General features: G+C 66.4%; 9 protein-coding genes. 7 read left to right on the top strand and 2 right to left on the bottom strand.

Annotated elements, in window-relative coordinates:
* Positions 1-58: 58 nt before the first annotated feature.
* Complete coding sequence (locus tag LBW94_RS11800) at positions 59-1,105, bottom strand: hypothetical protein (protein WP_225061015.1); 1,047 nt, start codon at positions 1,103-1,105, stop codon at positions 59-61.
* Between the two features lie 843 nt (positions 1,106-1,948).
* On the opposite strand from LBW94_RS11800, the gene LBW94_RS11805 reads away from it, so the two are divergent.
* From LBW94_RS11805 to LBW94_RS11815, 3 genes are all read left to right on the top strand, one after another.
* Positions 1,949-3,709: an ADP-ribosyltransferase gene (locus tag LBW94_RS11805; protein ID WP_225061016.1), complete on the top strand. Its 1,761-nt coding sequence runs from the start codon at positions 1,949-1,951 to the stop codon at positions 3,707-3,709.
* A gap of 504 nt (positions 3,710-4,213) precedes the next feature.
* The gene (locus LBW94_RS11810; protein ID WP_225061017.1) at positions 4,214-4,654 is read left to right on the top strand and encodes a hypothetical protein; all 441 of its coding nucleotides are present in this window, start codon (positions 4,214-4,216) and stop codon (positions 4,652-4,654) included.
* A gap of 701 nt (positions 4,655-5,355) precedes the next feature.
* Complete coding sequence (locus LBW94_RS11815; RefSeq protein WP_225061018.1) at positions 5,356-5,919, top strand: hypothetical protein; 564 nt, start codon at positions 5,356-5,358, stop codon at positions 5,917-5,919.
* 18 nt (positions 5,920-5,937) lie between these two features.
* Here LBW94_RS11815 and LBW94_RS11820 read toward each other — a convergent pair whose 3' ends face one another.
* Positions 5,938-7,062, bottom strand: a complete 1,125-nt coding sequence (locus tag LBW94_RS11820) for a hypothetical protein (protein ID WP_225061019.1) — start codon at positions 7,060-7,062, stop codon at positions 5,938-5,940.
* A gap of 267 nt (positions 7,063-7,329) precedes the next feature.
* On the opposite strand from LBW94_RS11820, the gene LBW94_RS11825 reads away from it, so the two are divergent.
* The 4 genes from LBW94_RS11825 to LBW94_RS11840 all read left to right on the top strand — a co-directional run bounded on the left by LBW94_RS11825 (position 7,330) and on the right by LBW94_RS11840 (position 16,615).
* Positions 7,330-7,650 (top strand): hypothetical protein, encoded by a 321-nt coding sequence (locus LBW94_RS11825; RefSeq protein ID WP_225061020.1) that lies wholly within the window; start codon positions 7,330-7,332, stop codon positions 7,648-7,650.
* Positions 7,651-7,670: 20 nt separating this feature from the next.
* Complete coding sequence (locus LBW94_RS11830; protein ID WP_225061021.1) at positions 7,671-8,174, top strand: YbaB/EbfC family nucleoid-associated protein; 504 nt, start codon at positions 7,671-7,673, stop codon at positions 8,172-8,174.
* Between the two features lie 28 nt (positions 8,175-8,202).
* On the top strand, positions 8,203-15,738 hold the full coding sequence (locus tag LBW94_RS11835) for a toxin glutamine deamidase domain-containing protein (RefSeq protein WP_225061022.1): 7,536 nt from the start codon (positions 8,203-8,205) through the stop codon (positions 15,736-15,738).
* 157 nt (positions 15,739-15,895) lie between these two features.
* A complete protein-coding gene (locus LBW94_RS11840; protein ID WP_225061023.1) occupies positions 15,896-16,615 on the top strand; it encodes a hypothetical protein in 720 nt (239 codons plus the stop codon).
* Positions 16,616-17,376: the final 761 nt, after the last annotated feature.

Consider the following 17,376-nt stretch of genomic DNA (forward strand, 5'->3'; position numbering starts at 1 on the left):
ATCGAGGACATCGAATACCTGAGGCGCGGACCGCAGATACCCCACCACGATCCACCCCTCACGTTGTATCCGGGTGATCGCTGTGGCACAGTCGGTTTCGCGACCGCCGCACGACTGCCCGAGGTCCGGGACCGGACAGCCGATCGGTAACCGGGGGGTTTGTGTGTCCATCACCAGGATGTGGGAATGGATCCCGCCGTGGATCCTGGAGGCCCTCAACTTCGGCGCGGCCTATCCGAAGGGCGACGAGGACGCCATGTTCGCCCTCGGTGACGCCTGGAATCAGGGAGCCGCCGAACTGGAGAAGCTCGAGCCGCAGATGCGGTCGACCACCGACGAAACTCAGGAGTGCTACACCGGCGCCGGCGCCACCGCGATCGCGCAGGAGTTCGCCAAGCTGTACGACGGTGGCGACGCGTCGATGCAGAAACTTGCCCAGGGCCTGCGCGACCTCGGTCGATACACCCGTAACGGCGGTACCCAGATCGAGTACACCAAGATCCAGGAGGCGGCCTTCGCGGCATTGACCGCCTACGCCGTCATCATGTTGTTGCTGGACTTCCCCTGGGGCGAAGCGGGAGTCCCCATCGCGCTCGCCGCGGGCCGCGAGGCGGTGGAGGTCGCCGCCGAACAGGGCGCCGGCGCGCTGGCTCGGGAAGCAGCCGGCGTCGGCATACGCACGCTGCTGAAGACGATCGCCAAACAGATCGGCATCGCCGGTATCAAAGGATTCGGCCAGGGCGTCCTGCTGGATGCCGGAATTCAGGGACTCCAACTGGCGGAAGGCAATCGCGACGGTTTCGATGTCGGCCAGACCCTGCGGACCGGCTTCGAATTCGGCGCCGGCGCCATGGTGGCCGCGCCTGTCGGCCTGGGCACCGGACGACTGCTCGGCGATGCGGTATCGCCCCGGCTGAACCGCATGATCAGCGCCGCGTCCGGCGGGACGGCCGCCGGAGTCGGCATGTACGGCGCCGGAATAGCCTGGCAGGTCGGCGATCAGCTTGCGCACGGCGGATTCGACTGGGACAAGGTCGATACCCACTTCGATCCCCAATTGCTCGCGGCCGGTGTCGGAATGGGGGCGATGCACGGAGTCGGTCACACCGAGGCGCCGGGCCGCAGCGCCGGGGCGAACGAACCGGAAGGAACCACACCACGGACCGAAGTCCGTGCAGACACCACGAGACCGATCACCGAACCGGCCGAGGTGGGCACCCCGGCCACCGGCCGGTCCGGCACCGAATCCACCCTCGAGCACGGACTCGACGCCCGGCCGGAATCGGCCCGGACCGCTGTGGTGGACGGCAGTGCGCCGCCCCCGGAAAGCACCCGGGCGGAACCCCGTTCCCCGGCAGCCGATTCCGGTGCCGCGACAGGCACTCGAGCCGGGGCGGATTCGGCCCGACCGACCGGTGGCACCGACAGGCTGAGTTCGCCCACCACCGATGCCGGCACCCGAACGGCTCCCACCGAGACCACTGCCAGCAATCGCCCCACTCCGAACGACACCACCGGTCACAGCACCCCATCGCGCGAGGCCCCCTCAGCCACAAGGCCGCTCGATCGCGAGCCGGCCCGCGCCGGCGCGGGCAACTCCACCACCGCCGAACCGAACACGAATGTCGCTGCCGGACAGAAGGACCAGGCCGTCACAACGAGCCGGTCCAGCGTGGCAGGCCGCCCCGAAACGGTCGCCGTCCGGGCCGAATCACCGGACACCACAACACCGCCCCGCGGTTACGCGAGTGCGGCCGGTCACGCGGATGAGGGACGTCCCCCGACCGATACCCTCGCGGAACGCCCCGCCGCCGCGACCGAGGAAGGCCCGCGCACAGCCACCTTCGACGACGGCCGACCGGCCGATACCACCGAGCCACGCCGATCCGCGTACGCCGACCCACCCCGATGGGACGATCCCGATCCGTCACACACCGGCGGACCGAGCATGGACTGGCTGGACACCGGCGGCGCGATGCGCCCCCGCGACCCCGGGTACGACGATGCCTGGGCCGCCGATGCCTACGACCATTTCCGAGCCGACCCGACCGATGTGGACGCCATCGCCGACCACCTCGCGGCCGTCCGGCGGCCCGACGGATCGATAGGCTACTCGCGCGACGAGGTAGCGCAGGTCAAGAGCCACCTGATGTCCGAGGAACATCTGCTGCGCGACTACGACAACGGCGGATACACTCGTGCCCGGTTCGACCCCTCCGCGGACCAGGCCGAGGCCTGGATCCGCCTGCGCGAGGGCCGCCCACTCCCACAGGACCTGGTCATGCTCGAACACGAGCTCGCCGAGTCGAACTACATGCGTGATCATCCGGACGCGACCTATCCCGAAGCACATCGTCACGCCAACCAGCGCTACAACTGGGAGCGCGACATTCCGGAGCGAACCGGCGAACATTACGACAGCGCGGGAAAGGACGACCATGGCTCTACTGGTGTTCTACGACCGGATCCGGGAGGACACGACCCAGGTGGAGTACCGGTTCGGGACGGACGAGCAGAACCTGGATCGCAACCTGGTGATCGACAAGAAGACTCGGGAATTCCGGGCCATCGGCAAACCGGCGGACGGGATACTGCGGGCGACGGCGGGCCGGATCCTGCATCGGGCCCGCACGGAGGGGAGCTGGCCGAAGGGCGGAATCATCCAGTCGTAGAACCGGTCTGGAATCGCGCCCAGGCACACGACCCGAGACTCCTCAACGAGATGCGAGCCCGCGTAGCCCGCGGTGGTCACCCCGGGCTCGAACACATCCTCGACCGGCTGACCGGTAACCCGGCCAAGGGCATCCCGGCGACACCACACGATCCGGACCTGTGGGCCGAGGCATATGGCGAATATCAATTGGGGCCAGCGCGGGATCAACTGTCACCACACGAATTCGAGGCGGCACACAAGTACACAGTGCAATCCCTCGTCAACAGCTACCTGCGCGATCCGCAGTACGACGACGCCAGGATCGACTGGTTCCTGAAATGGATGTCGTACGACTTCCAAGGCGTCGAAGCGGTGGGCATCGTCACCGACTCGGGGCCACCACGCTACCGCAGCGTGACCGAACTCCGACGTTTCGCCGTCGACCTCTGGAACAGCGATAGATCCCATCCGCTCCACAGCTACCTGAAGACCGTCCTCCAGAATCCGGACGGCAGCCTGAAAAACGATTCCTCCGAGCGATGGAACGAAGCATTGGGCCGTCATTCGCAATACTCGTCATTCGCATACCAGCTCTCCGGCGACATGTCCGCGAGCGGCTGGCGAAATCACATGGATCTGTTCGATCACGCAGTAGACCAGCCGATCGACGAAAACATCCGAGTATTACGAGGATTGCACGACATGAGCTTCCTCACCGCGCAGGACGGAATGCCGCTCGGCGGACGTGACCCTGCACTGCTGAAAAATCAACAGCAAGTGGAACACGGCTATATGTCGACCGCAGTCGGCGAATCACTTGCGGTGATCGACAAAAACCCCTTCCGCTACCGGGTCGAACTCGATGTGCCGAAAGGAAGCAGAGGACTCTGGATGGGTCCTCGAAGCGCCTACGGCGGCCAGAGAGAGGTCATCCTCCCCCGCAATACGCATTATGTGATCGAGGATGTCGTGCCGATGGCGGACGGTAGCTATCTCGTGCGCGCGAGGGTACTCACACCACAAGAGCTCGGCGCACCGGACACAGCAAGCGGATGATGCTTGCACGCGCTCAGGAGGTCGACGACTATAAAATCGCGTGGACCGAAGACAACTCGACGAAAGATCAGGTTCCCAGTGACCAGTGGGCCCAATCCAGATTTCCGACCACTCCCGTCCGACATTCAGTCGATACTGAATACCTATGAGAGCTGGACCAGGAAGCCGGTGATCTTCTACGCGGTCGAGTTGAACGGCGGACCCATAGGAGTGCTGTGGGGATCACAGTCCTACCACTCGGCGGGATTCCTGTTGAGAAGCACCGCAACGACCTCGGACGCCCTGCCCGGGGGCAACCCTTACGAAGCCAACCCCTACGAAAGCCCGCTACTGTCGTGCTCGATCCTCTGGGCCGAGCGATTGGCTGAATCGTACCGACAGGGATTGGCTCCTGCACAAGCAGTCCGTCGATGGGTCGGCGCGCCCGCGGATCCAATAGGCGGCCGGATACCTGCACACGCCACCGAATATCACGCGGCGAATCTGGCCGAGCTCTATCAGTTGGTGAACCCTGGTGGCCCACCGCCACCGGATCCACCGATCCAGGACGGCATGTTCGCCGACGGCGCACCCGCCGACCGATCCCTGGGCTGGGGACCACTGGTCAGCACACCACCACAGACATATCCCAGTCGAACGGACGGCCCGGTGATATTCCTGCCGGTGCGACTCGAGTCCGCTCTGGCCGGCTACGTCTGGGCCGCCACTACCGGCGACGCCGCAGGGTATCTGCCGTGCGCGAACGCGGGACAGCCGGGTGTGATCGCAGGTGGATTGTGGCGGGCGCGGCTGGATACGGCGTATGCGCAACGGATCTCGGCGGTCGATGCGGTCCGCCGCTGCCGAAGCTTCCCTACCGATCGACTGTCGGGCATGATCGGCGCCGACGCTCCCGAGCAGGAGCTCGGCAGTCTCGACGAACTCATCGCCTTGGCCGCACGCTGACCTGCGAAACCACCCTCTTCAACGGCCGTCCGAGGCGTTCTCCCCGGTGTCCGCCGTCCTCCCCGCAACCGTCAATTGATACGCGGCACCCGGGATATCGTTGTCGGCTCCCACACCGAACAGATCCACCAGGTGGCGGTCAGCGACCGCACCCCGCCTCCGCCGCCACCACCAATACGACTGCCGCAGTGCACTGTTCAGCCGTCGGCGTCGCAGCGATCAAGCCGCAGATCAGGCCGACGGTGGTATCGCCAGTCCAGACACCCGGCACCGCCTCACCCAATTGTGTTGCGGCAGGCGACTCTCCGCTTTGAGGTAGATGGGTACGACTTTCGCGGAGCCGAGAGCGTGGGGCCGATCTTCGACTCGGGTGTGCCTGGCGATAATTCTACGAAAGATTGGATTCTTCAGTGACCGATGGGCCCACCCCCGATTTCCAACCACCCCCGCCCGACACGCAATGGTCATCGAATTCATACGAGCATTGCACCAGGCAGCCGGTGATCTTCTATACAGTCGAGTTGAACGGCGCTCCCGTGGGTGTCCTGTGGGGGTCACAGGCATATAATTCGGCGGGATTCCTACGGAGGATCGACTCCACGGCCTCGAACATACCTGACGAACGCAATCCATTCGACAGCCCATTACTGTCGTGCTCATTCGTCTGAGAGCTTCGACTGGACGAATCGTATCGACAGGGAATGCCGCCGGCACAGGCGGTCCGGCAATGGGTCGGCTCACCTCCACATCCAGAGGGCGGCGGAATACCCGCGCACGCCACCGAATATCGCGCCGCGGACCTCGCCGAGCTGTACCTGCTCGTGAATCCCGGTGGACCGCCCGCGCCGCCGGGTCCGCCGATTCAAGACGGCATGTTCGCCGACGGCACACCCGCCGACCGGTCCCTGGGCTGGGGACCGCTGGTCAGCACACCATCACCTACATACGCCCGTCGAACCGACGCTCCCGTGATCTTCCTGCCGGTACAACTCGACTCCACCGTGATCGGCTATCTCTGGGCCGCCACCACCGGGGACGCAGCCGGGTATCTACCGCGGGCAGCCACCGGCAAAGTAGGCGTGTTCGCCGGTGGATGGTGGTTGGAGCGACTGGAAAACGCCTACGCGCAGGGGATCTCGGCGGTCGATGCATTACGCCGAGGCCGGAACTTCGCTCCCCACCCGAAATCGGGTGCGATCAGCGCCGACGCTTCCGAACAGCAACTGGCCGGCCTCGACGAACTGACCGCCCTGGCCGCACGCTGACGTGCGAAATCGCTCGTCTCAGCGGCCGTTCGTGGTGATCCCCTCGGTGTCCGCGGTCACCCCGGCCAGGGTCAGTTGGTACGCGGCGCCCGGGATGTCGACGTCGGCTGCCGCACCGAACAGATCCGCGAGGTGGCGGTCGGTGACCGCACCCGCCTCGGCCGCATTCACCAATGCGGTTGCCGCGGTCCGCTGTTGGGCGGTCGGTGCCGGGGCGATCAGGCCGCAGATCAGGTCGACGGTGGTGTCGGCGGTCCAGACACCCGGCACCGCCTCGCCCAATTGTGTTGCGGCAGGGGAATCTCCGCAACGCCAGTGGTGGCGGTCCCACCAGTAGCAGAAGGACAGCAGGCCGGCGGCGGCGCGCGGATTGAGCACCTGATTCGCCACCCAGTCCGGGGCTCCCGCGAAGTAGTGCGGCATGTTTCCGGAACCGTTGTAGGCGTCGTCGAGTGCGGGGTCGTTCCAGATTCCACCGGAGAGGACGGCTCGTCCTCCCGGCAGCAGACAGAGCGTCGACCCGCTGCGCCCGGCGCCCTCGAAATAGCCGAGCGACGGCAGCATGCGCGGTCCCATCGGCGACCGGATGGCTGCGAACACGGCGGCGATAACGGACCAGCGCGCCCACATGTCGCCCAACGGTGGCAGATCGGGTGCGGTTTCGGCCGATGCGCCGCTCGCGCGGTCGGCGGCAGCCGCGGCGGCCGGTGTCCGCTGCTGCCGGCCCGCGTGGCCGATATGAGCGGCCAGCCAGATCGGCAGCCGGGGGCGCGGAAAGGCCCGCAGGTCGAGGAGGTAGGCCTCCGGGGTCAGCAGTTGATCGTCCGGGAACGGTTCGTCGCCGTAGTCGTGGTCGACCTCGAGCTGTCCGGATCGGTTCAATTGCAGCAGCATTCGCCACCACGGCCCGGCGCCGAGCCGCGCGGCGATCTCACGGTGACCGCGAGCGGCCTCCACCACCTCGGGTGCGGGCTCCCGCCGGACCACCCGATCCGGGGCATCGAAGTAGTCGACGAACGCCACGCCGGCGGTCACGGTGAGGGCGAACACCGCCTCCAGGCGCTGCCAGCCGGGTGGCCCGGCGGCGGCCAGTTCCCGGGCGATCGCGCGAGAGAGAGCGGCGGCCCGCTGTTCGTCGCTCACCGGCGGCGGGTCGGGCGGTATCGGTGGTGAGACGGGCGGGCTCACATCCAGACTGAAACCGACATCCGGCAAAGCGCTTTCCTGATCTGCACCGGTAAGGCCCGCCCCCGCAGGATCATTCATCTACGTGCTCGTTCTCCTCGTAGCCCGGCGTCTCCCATGACGTGGCCGGTATCCGGTTGTGATCAATGTGTCCCTGTGGCACAGTCGATCACACCGTAGACGAAAGGCGGATGCTCGGCATCCGTGGAGTGGGGAGTCCGGAGCATGGCTGATCATGTCGAAGTCGATCCTGTTGCGCTCAACACCGCATCGCAGGTGGTGCAGGGTGTGGGTGACAAGATTGCCGCGGTATTCCGCAGTTTGAACGGAGGAGTCGACAGCCAGGGTGAGCCGTGGGGTGACGACAGCATCGGAAATCAGTTCGCCAACGGCACCAACGGCTCCAACGGTTACAAGACCAGCAAGCCGAATCTGCTGCACGCCGTCGATGTGATGAGCCAGTCCTTCACCGATATGGCCGCAGCACAGAGCAAAGCCGCCAACGATCTGATCGGCCAGGAGCAGAACAACCGAGATTCGTTCTGAACGACTGGGGGGTCGATGTCATGGAGAACGAATACGCGAGAGCGGAGCTGGCGTCGGTCGTCGACGAGGTGCAGCGGCAGCTGCGGCTGGCCGCCACCATCGAAGAGCAACGCAGGCAGCTGACGGCGACAGCGTCCGTGCGCGGAAACCGGGTGTCGGTCACCGTGAACGCGACGGGGCAGCTGACCGACGCCACCTTCGGCCCCGGCGCCGAGGACCTGTCCTACGCCGAACTGGCCCGTGCGGTCACCGAGGCATCGGCGCAGGCTATCGCCGAGGTGACCCGGCGCAGTCGGGAATTGGCCGCGCCGATGACCGCGAACTACGGTCGCTTGCCGAAACTTTCGGACCTGATCGAGGGCATGCCCGATCTGAGCGACGCTCTGCCGACGACACGACTGACGCAGTGGGTCACCACGGATCCGGAGGCGACCCCGGCGGACGAGGACGCCCCACTCGTGTTCGACGACACCGAGACGCTGGATTCGACACCCCGAGGCACGGTCGATGATTCGGGGTGGTGAACACCCATGGTGACGAATCGCGAAGGCGATGGGTAAGCTCCCGAATCTGCCGGGGTGGGCCGAATGGCTGCTGGAACTCGTCGGTGGCGGATCGTACCCACACGGTGACCCCGACAAGATGCGTGCGCTCGCGGCGATCTGGCACACGGCGGCAACGGATCTGAAGCCGGTCCTGGACGAGATACCGGACGCGGAACAGGCGGTGCGCCGCGCGTACCCCCACGGCGACGGTGGCCAGGCGATGGTGGACCGGCTGGCCGCGCTGCGGCAGGGCGACGGCTCGGACCAGGATCAGTCGCTGACCAAGCTGATCGAGTACGTCGACGAAACCGTCGGTGAGATCAAGGATGTCGCCAACGAGATCGAGTACGCGCAGTTGATGATCGTAACCTCGCTGGGGTTGCTCGCCATCGAGATCGCCGCGGCACTGTTACTGCCACCGATCGCGGACGAGGCCGCGGAGATGGGTGCGATCATGGCAACCCGGGTAGCGGTGCGGCGAATCGCGGTGCAGTTGCTGAAGCGGGTCGCCGAGCGAATCGCGGAATCACAGGGCGTCAAGCGATTCGTGTTCCAGGCCATGAAGTACGGGCTGGAACATCTGGTGTTGTCGACCACGCTGGGGGCCGGACAGGATCTGGGCATCCAGGCGTACCAACGGTGGGAGAATCACACCGATCGAATCAACTGGGGCCAGACCGGAATGGCCGCACTGGGTGGCGCGGTGGCAGGTGCGGTGAGCCCCTTCGGTTTGCGGGCGGGAACATCGCTGGCCGAGCGGGCCGGGCTGGGCCCCAGGCTCACCGGGATAGCCGAACACGGTCTGGCAGGTCTGGCGGGTGCGGCAGGCGGCGCCGCGGCGTCGACCGCGGCCGGATTCACCAATGATCTGGTGCAGGGGAAAAGCCTGAACCAGGCGCTCCACGACGCCGAAAGCGGCCTGGACTGGCGCATGTTCAGTGCCGGCGCGGTCGGCGGCGCGGCCTCGGCGACGTCTCGCGGCATCCGCGGCCACGCCGCCCCCACTATCGGCACAGATGGCAGCACCGGCGCCCCGAGCCGGGGTAGCACGAGTCACGACGGCATCGCCGCCGGCCGCGACGCTGCCGAGCCCACCGGGGCATCGGCAACCGAGAACAATGCGGCAGCCGGTACCGACCACGCCGGCGCCACCGCCGAAAACCGCGCGCACGGTTCGGATTCGGACGCCCATCGCGGCGGTGTGCCCGAGGATGAACGCGGCCCGTCGAACGACAACCGAGCCGAACACGGTGACGGTTCCACCGCCGGGGCGCAATCGAGGCAGGAATCGTCGACCGGCAGAGCCGATGCGGAGACTACGAACCGGGCCGGTGCCCCGGGCTCGAACGGCAACCACGCCACGCCGGTCTCCGATGCGAACGCTACCGGCGAACACGGCGGCAGCCTCGGCCGCGGCCATCAGCCGCGGCTCGGCCGCTTCACCGACACCCTCACCGGCACCGGCATCGGCGGAGCCTCGGACACCTGGCGCCCCGCGGAGGCCGCGGCGAGCCCGGCCGCCACCACCGCGACGGCTCCCGCGAATCATCCGGCCGCGACGGCACCGGTGGACACCCGCGGCCCGGCCGGCCTCGAATCGGCGCGACCCGACGCACCTCTTCCCGCCGGCGACGGCAGCACCCCGAAACCCACTGGGGTGGAACAGATCCGGCAGTCGGCGGCGAGCACTCCCGCGCCCGATACCCGCGGCGGCGCCGGCCCGGAGAAATTGCCCTACGCCGGGCACCCCGGCAGCGGAATCCAGGCCCGGCGCACCGGCGAAGCGGTTGCCGTCCATGCCAACAGCAGAGACGAACGGCCCATCGGCGACGGCTCCGCACCGGTTCCGGTGGCAGCGCCCGTGCCGGCGGCTCCGCACACCGAGTCACGGTCGACCACCACCGAACGGGCTCCCCGCTTCGGCAGGAGGAGACCCGCCGACCCCGGACCTCGGCCATCCCCCCGCCCGCCGCGCGGCGAGGGTCCCGAGAACGTGCCGAATCGACGACGGCCGAACCCGGCCGGGCCGGCGGATCCGCCGGACGACGTCGGCCATACCACGCCGCCGACCGAACCGGCTGCGCCGGAACACGTTATGCCGCCGGAGCCGTCTTCCCCCGAACGCCCCGCGCTGCCCTACGAAACCCAGCGTACCTTCGACGACAACGGCGACCGCGTCACGAAAGCGACCGTCCGAGCACACCTTCCTGAGGGAATCGGTGGGACCCAGCGGGCGCACGCCGAGCTGACGTTCCGGCAGGCTGTGGCGGCGATGACCGGATCGGATCCCCGGCTGCTCTACGGTGATCGGCTGGCTCTCGACATCCGGTTCGTCGACGACCCGGCCCAGGCGGATTTCCACGTCCCAGCGGACAGCATCACTCCCGACGCCGCGATACGGCACTTACGCGACCACCTCGGTCTGCCGGACTCCGGTGTCCTCGAACTGACAGCGCACGAGCTGCGGACGATCACCGACCAGATCACCGTCGACAACACTGCTGCCGCCCTGCGCGGGCTGCCCGAGACACGAGAATTCGGCCACGGCAAACTGGCGCCCCTCGAAGATCCCGCCTACCAGGAGCAGCTCCGGGATGCGTGTCGCGAGGACGACCAGTTCGTCATCGGCGCCGATCCTCGCACGCATCCGATGGGGGGCTTGATCAACGACGGCGGAATGGAGGTCGCGGGCCGCGACAACGACTGCGTCGAGACATGTCTGGCGGGGCTGTCCACGTTCCACGGTGACCCTCAGGTGGCACTACCGCTGCATCTCGATGACCTGATCGAGAATACGGACGTTCTCAACACCGGCGAGGAAGCGGGAATGGACCGGGTGGAGTCCTGGCTCGGTGGTGAGTGGTCGATATTTCCGCAGGATCTGTCCATAGCCGACCAATTCCAGGCGTTGCACGACTACGTCGACTCGCTCGGGCCCGGAGCGTCGGCGATCGTCCTGAACGAGTGGCACGCGTTCGACCTGGACACCGGAGAGCCGCTCTACAATTCGGACGGAACTCCGAAGCCGGACGTGACGAGCCACACCAGCCTTGTCGTGTATCCGCTGGATGCCGACGGCCCGGTCTGGTGGGATCCGCAATCATCCGTGACTTCCGACCATCCGCCGACCCCGCTGGTGGACGGATCGGCCACCATCCAAACGATCGTCCTGCTACCCGACGGGAGCCCCGACAGTGCAGTTACCGATCCGCACCACCCAGGAAGCACAGCGGTACCTGGATCAGGTCCTCCCCGGGCACCCGGAATTTCAGCTGAACAAATTCGAGTTCGGCTGGATATGCACCCGGATTCCGACCCCGCAGGAGGCGCGCCGAGTGGGGACGGGGAGATTGGTGCTGGACGCCCGGACCGGAGTGATCACGGCAGTTCCGAGTTGGTCGGTGCCGATGATCGCCGACCGGCACGCGAAGGCGGTTCGCGAGGGGGCCCGTACGCCAGGACGCCAGATCTATCCGCCGACAATTCGGATCGAAGTACAGCAGATCAGCGACGAACCCACCCGGGTGACCTACCTGGTGAAGACCGAATCCCTGGAGCACCCGGACCAGCGGATCGAGGACTACCACCTGACCATCGACAAACGGGACAAATCACTGAATCCCCGGACCTTGGCGACCAGCGGGGTCGGAGCCCGGCTGAAGAACCGGTTCGACCGCGACGGGACCTGGCCGGTACAGGCGACATTCGAATACTGAATGACGCGAACCGGTCCGGTCACGGCCCGGCCGAGGTTCACGAACCGGCGAGCCATCCGGATCACGACGCGACGCCGGAAAGCCAGGACCCGGATTCCACCTCCGAGAGGCAGACCGGCGGATCGACCAGGCCCCGCAACCCGTTCGACGAGCCCGCGCAACATGCGTGGGCTGACGATGCTTACGACATCATCCGCGCGTCGGACACCGACGTCCGCGATGCCGTCGCGAACCTGTCGGGGCTGGTGCGCGGCGACGGTTCGGTCGGGTTCACCACGACGGAGATCGGTGCGATCAAACAGCACCTGTTCGTGGATGAACACAAGCTGAGTATCTTCGACGACAACGGCGACGTCATCGGATACGAACAACGCCGATTCGACGCCGATGCCGATATCGCCGAGGCATGGATGCGCCTGACCCGGGGCGAACCGCTGGCGGCCGATGTCACGCTGCTGGAACACGAACTCGCCGAAGCGGATTACCTGCGCCGGCATCCGGATGCCAGTTATCGGGAAGCCCACGAGTACGCTAATTCGAAAGCCCACTGGGAGAACGAGATTCCCGGCCGGACCGGCGAGAACCACGAGAAATGGGGTGAGACCGATCGCGCTGTACCTGGTCTACCGGAAGGTCGGCGAAACCCCGGCCGAGGTGACGTACCACTTCGGGAACAACGAGACGGCCCTGGATCGGCAACTGACCATCCGGAAGGAAGACGAGGCCGTGACAGCGGCGGACGGTCGATCGGACCCGCTGCTGACGAAGGTGGCAGCCCGAATCCTGAGCAGGCACACGGCCGACCGCGTCTGGCCGGGTGGGGGCGGGATTCAGGCCTGACCGACCGGCTACCGGTCGAGGACAAACCGTATTACGGCAACCCGGAATATCGCGATCCGGTTGCTGAGCGCGAATACGCGCGAACTGCGAAGCTGGACGAGGCCATCAGGATTCGGGCCGAAAATGCAGCGGACCATCCCGAGATCGCCCGCCTGTCGAACGCGGATATCGCCGTCATTCGCCGCAATCAGGATATGAACCTGAACCAGGCGGTGAACGGGGCGACACGCGATGGTGACGGCGCACTCCTGGACAAGCACGACATCGAGATCCGCGCCTTGATCAACGCCTACAACAAGCTACCGGATCACCAGGGCCGGGTATTGCGATCGCTGTACATCGACGACCCGGTGAAGCTGAGCAACTTCCTGGACGAGTACCGGCAGGGAAATACCGTTCCCGATCGCGGCTTCGCCTCCGCCGACAAGGAATCGTCGATGGTCGGCGGAAATATCGAGCTCATCATCGATTCGCACTCCGGCAAGGACATCTCCTGGGCCTCCACCTGGCAGGACGAGGTGGTCTTCCCGCCCGGAACCGAGTTCAGGGTCCGATCCGTTGTTCCGCGCGACGGCAAGGTCTACATTCACCTCGAGGATCTCGGAAGGAATGCCGATGCCCATCACTCCGGAGGAATGGGACGCGATCATGCGGAAGGTGGAGGAACACAACGCCACCCAGCCCCCGCTGTCCCCCGAGAGCCAGGCGGTGGTCGACCGCAATATGGCGTTCATCGAGGAGCGGGAAGCAGCCGGCCGGCGGCCCGCGACGAAGGAACAGGCCGAGATCTGGCAGGCGTGGGGCGAGTCGGAGCTCCGGAGGATAGACCGGGAGCAGGGCGGCACGGCCGAGTAGATCCGGCGCCTCGGCACCCGGCTCCCGAACATGCTGCCGGACAGCACCGGCCGGCGCACGCGTACTCCCGGCAGGAGGTGGAGCAGGCCCGGCACGGACGGCAGGCGCGCGAGCAGTTCCGCCAGGCTCCGCCGGAACACGGCCGAATGACACAAGTCCCGGCGCACGGTCCCGGCAGCCGACCGGCGTTCGAGGTGCGCCGCCACCTTGACGCATCCGGTGGACCGATCTCGGTCGTCACCGTCCGCGCGCACGCGACGGTGGATGCCCGGATCCCGGTCCACGAGATGAACCGCCTCTGGGAGAACGCGCAATTCGCCTGCGACACCGCGTTCAACCATGGCAGGTCCCTGCCCTCCGGCGATCGGCTGCTGGTCGACCTCGTCCATACCCCCGACCCCGCGGCCGCCCACCTCCACATCCACGCCGACCCGCGGCCCGGGGCGCCCTGGCATCCCGGAAACCACCCACGGGTGCTGGCCGACCACCTGCGCGCCCAACTCGGGCTGGCGCCGGACTCGCACGGCCACGGCCTCGCACCCCACGAACTTCGGCATCTCGGTGCACATATCGACGCCGCGACCCACCCTGTGCCGCACCGCCCTTCCGTGCACGAGGCCGGTGCCACTCACGGCGAGCGCACCGCGGCCGGTATCTCCCACCACGACGATCCGGGGCTGCGCAATCACGCACGACTCGTCCCGCACGACTCCTACCACTACACCGCCGACGTGCACCTCACCCCTGACGGCCATGCCGTCATCGGCGGACACGAGTACACCGCAGCGGACTACGCGGACCTGCTCCGCAACGAGCCCGCATGGAACCACCGCGACCCGATCCGGCTCATCGGATGTGACGGCGCCACCAACGGTTTCGCCGCCGACCTGGCCCGCCATCTCGGCGTCGACGTCACCGCCCCCACGCACAGCGCCTGGACCGACAACCACGGCCGGGTCTACACCTCGACCCCCGAGGCCGACGCCTACGGCAACCGCCGCCCCCGCATCCCACCGGACGGCCACTGGGAGACCTTCCACCCCGACGGCACCAGCATCCGCACGAGCACCGACGGTTTCGCTCCCTTCACACCCGACGCGCACAAGTACGGGCTCGATACGGACACCGCACGGGAACGCGCAATCGAGGGCGGATATCGACCCGAACCGGACGGACCTCCGCACCCAGGCAGCGTGGATGACCCTCATGCCATCCACGAGGATGCTCGGGAAGCTGGGCCCGGCACGTCCGACGAGCCCGCACACGGCCCGGACGACGAACCACCCACTCGTCGCTTCGAGACGGATGCCGAAGGTAGTCATTACGGCGAGACCGTGCTGGGTCCCGTCCGCGACGGCTTGCCGCCGCACGAGTTCGGCGAGGCTCAGCAGTACACGAACACGTCGGTGGTGAACGCGTTTCTACGCCACGGCGACGTAGCGGACCTCGTGCGTACGCTGGAGCGGGACCACGGCCATTTCCGGGACTTGTCGAACCTGTTCGGCAGCGATCAGGTGCCGACACCTGACGTGCTGATGCGACACTGGCAACGCACGGATCTGACTCCCGGTCATCGCGACCTGCTGGCCGAGATTCTCGACAGCGAGAATCCGCTGCGACACATCACATCGATCTGGAAGAACGCGTCTAAATATCGGAAGATATCGCTCGATTTCAGAGCTCCACCGTCCGTCGATCTCATCGAGAATCACGCGACAACACTGGATGCGGCCGGACGACCACTGCCGGAGCACATCGAAGGCGTCCGCGGCCTCTCGACCATAGAATTCCTGACCGTCGACGGTATTCCACTGGGCCCCCACGGCAGCCCGCTCGACCTGATCGGCACGATTCAGACCGAAGCCGGTTTCATGTCGGCGAGCCTCGGGGCCAAACCACCACCGGACTTCGACGGGGAATACCGCATGGAACTCGAAATACCTTCCGGCACCAGAGGAGTATGGATGGGGTTGCGGAGCAGCTATCCCGACCAACGCGAGTTGATCCTGCCCCGAGGCGTACGCTACGAGATAATCGCGGCCATTCCCGACCCGCCGGGAGAGCGTTACTCCGAGGTGAAATGGCTGCTCCGGGCGCGCATCTCGATACAGCGCCCGGCACCACCCCCATAATGGGAATCGTTGTCCCGAGAACAGCACGCCCAGAAGGAACCTCATGCCGCCGAACGCCGACTCACCCCTGCCTCCCCCGGATCGGGGCTTCGATCCGGGCCCGGCACCGATCCTGCCCGAGGGATACGACCGCTGGACGCGCCGGCCCATCCTGTTCGTGCCGGTGATGCTGGACGGACAGGTGATCGGAGTGCTGTGGGCATCGAAGGGCGGCAATGCCGCCGCATATCAGCGACGCACCGCGGTCGATCCCGACAAGTTCACCCGACCCGAGTTCTGGGAGAACCGCCTCGACGAAGGATACCGCCGCGGTCTTCCAGCCGAGGACGCCGTCCGTTCCTGGGTGGGGGTCGACGAGGATCCGCGTATGGGCGGGGTCCCAGCGGGCACTCGGTTGCAGGAAATCGGAAGTGAGCAGTTGCTGTGGGAATGGCTCAATCCGGGCGCACCACCTCTCGAGGAGGGGCCGTGGATCCAGGACGGCGAATTCCCCGATGGCACACCGGAAGACCGATCGAAGGGGTGGACGGTGCCGGTATCGCTCAACGAGTCGAATTATGCCTCTTCCACGGACACAACGATTCACTATTTTCCGGTGACGAGAGGCGGACCGATTCTCGGCTATCTCTGGGCATCGGCGACCGAGGCCGCCGCCGGATATATCGCCCGGCCTTCGGCCGGTGTGGACGGCATTCGCGGTCGCGGCCTGTGGATCGCACGGCTGCAAGATTGCCACCGGGCCGGCCGCACTGCGCTCGAGGCCGTACGTTGGTGTGCGGCCCAACCGGCCGACGAGTATGCGGGCGTGATCGAACCGGGGACACCCGAACAATCAGCATCCAGCCCGACGGAATTGACGGAAATCGCTGGTCGCTGATCATGCCGAGTGAACGTCCGTCACGTTTCGATGGGATTCCCGGCGGTGTTGGATCGAATCTCCCCTTTCCGCCTGGTGGGTCCGCACCACCAAGATCGTCCCGTAGCGCTACGGAAACCGCACGGCCGCAGTCGATCCCACGGCTATCATTGTCACGGGAGCACCGGGTTCGGGGACGACCACCACGATCCGGGCCGACGACGTCGTCACGTGGGGATGCACTGGGCCGGACGGCACTGGCGGTCGAATCCGCGGCGCTGGCGCGAGCGGACATCCTCCATTGCCGCCGCGGACATCGGCAGGCCCTCATCGACGAGACCGGATAGCGGCGTTCATGGAGGTGAACAATGCCGGAGCAATACCGAACGCAGGATCAAGTGGAGGAGTATCTGGCCCGTATCTTCGGTCCTGACACGAAGTTCTCCCTGCTTCGGGCAGAACACGGTTGGGTATGTCACCCGAAACCGGCGGAACCCCGAGATCCGGGGACGCCACCACAGCCGGGCCAAGCGAATTTCGTGGTGAACGCCACCACAGGAGTGGTGACGGTCCACTCGAGTCTGTCCATGCAGATGATCGGCAACCAGTACGACCAAGCAATCCGGTCCGGACAGCCGATACCCGGATATCAGGTTCATCCACCCCGCTGGAGGCTGACGCTCCAACGAGAAAGGGAGAGCGAGGCCGAGATCGAGTACCGGGTAACGGCCGAATCCCTGACGATCCCATCGGAACCGACGACCCGAGATCGACTAACCATC

Source organism: Nocardia sp. alder85J (assembly GCF_020176955.2).
Classification (GTDB): Bacteria; Actinomycetota; Actinomycetes; order Mycobacteriales; family Mycobacteriaceae; genus Nocardia.

Bases quoted from the DNA above. Each gene is read 5' to 3' on its own strand.
- LBW94_RS11815 (WP_225061018.1), top strand. From the start codon at position 5,356: ATGCCGCCGGCACAGGCGGTCCGGCAATGGGTCGGCTCACCTCCACAT.
- LBW94_RS11805 (WP_225061016.1), top strand. From the start codon at position 1,949: ATGGACTGGCTGGACACCGGCGGCGCGATGCGCCCCCGCGACCCCGGG.
- LBW94_RS11830 (WP_225061021.1), top strand. From the start codon at position 7,671: ATGGAGAACGAATACGCGAGAGCGGAGCTGGCGTCGGTCGTCGACGAG.
- LBW94_RS11825 (WP_225061020.1), top strand. From the start codon at position 7,330: ATGGCTGATCATGTCGAAGTCGATCCTGTTGCGCTCAACACCGCATCG.
- LBW94_RS11835 (WP_225061022.1), top strand. From the start codon at position 8,203: ATGGGTAAGCTCCCGAATCTGCCGGGGTGGGCCGAATGGCTGCTGGAA.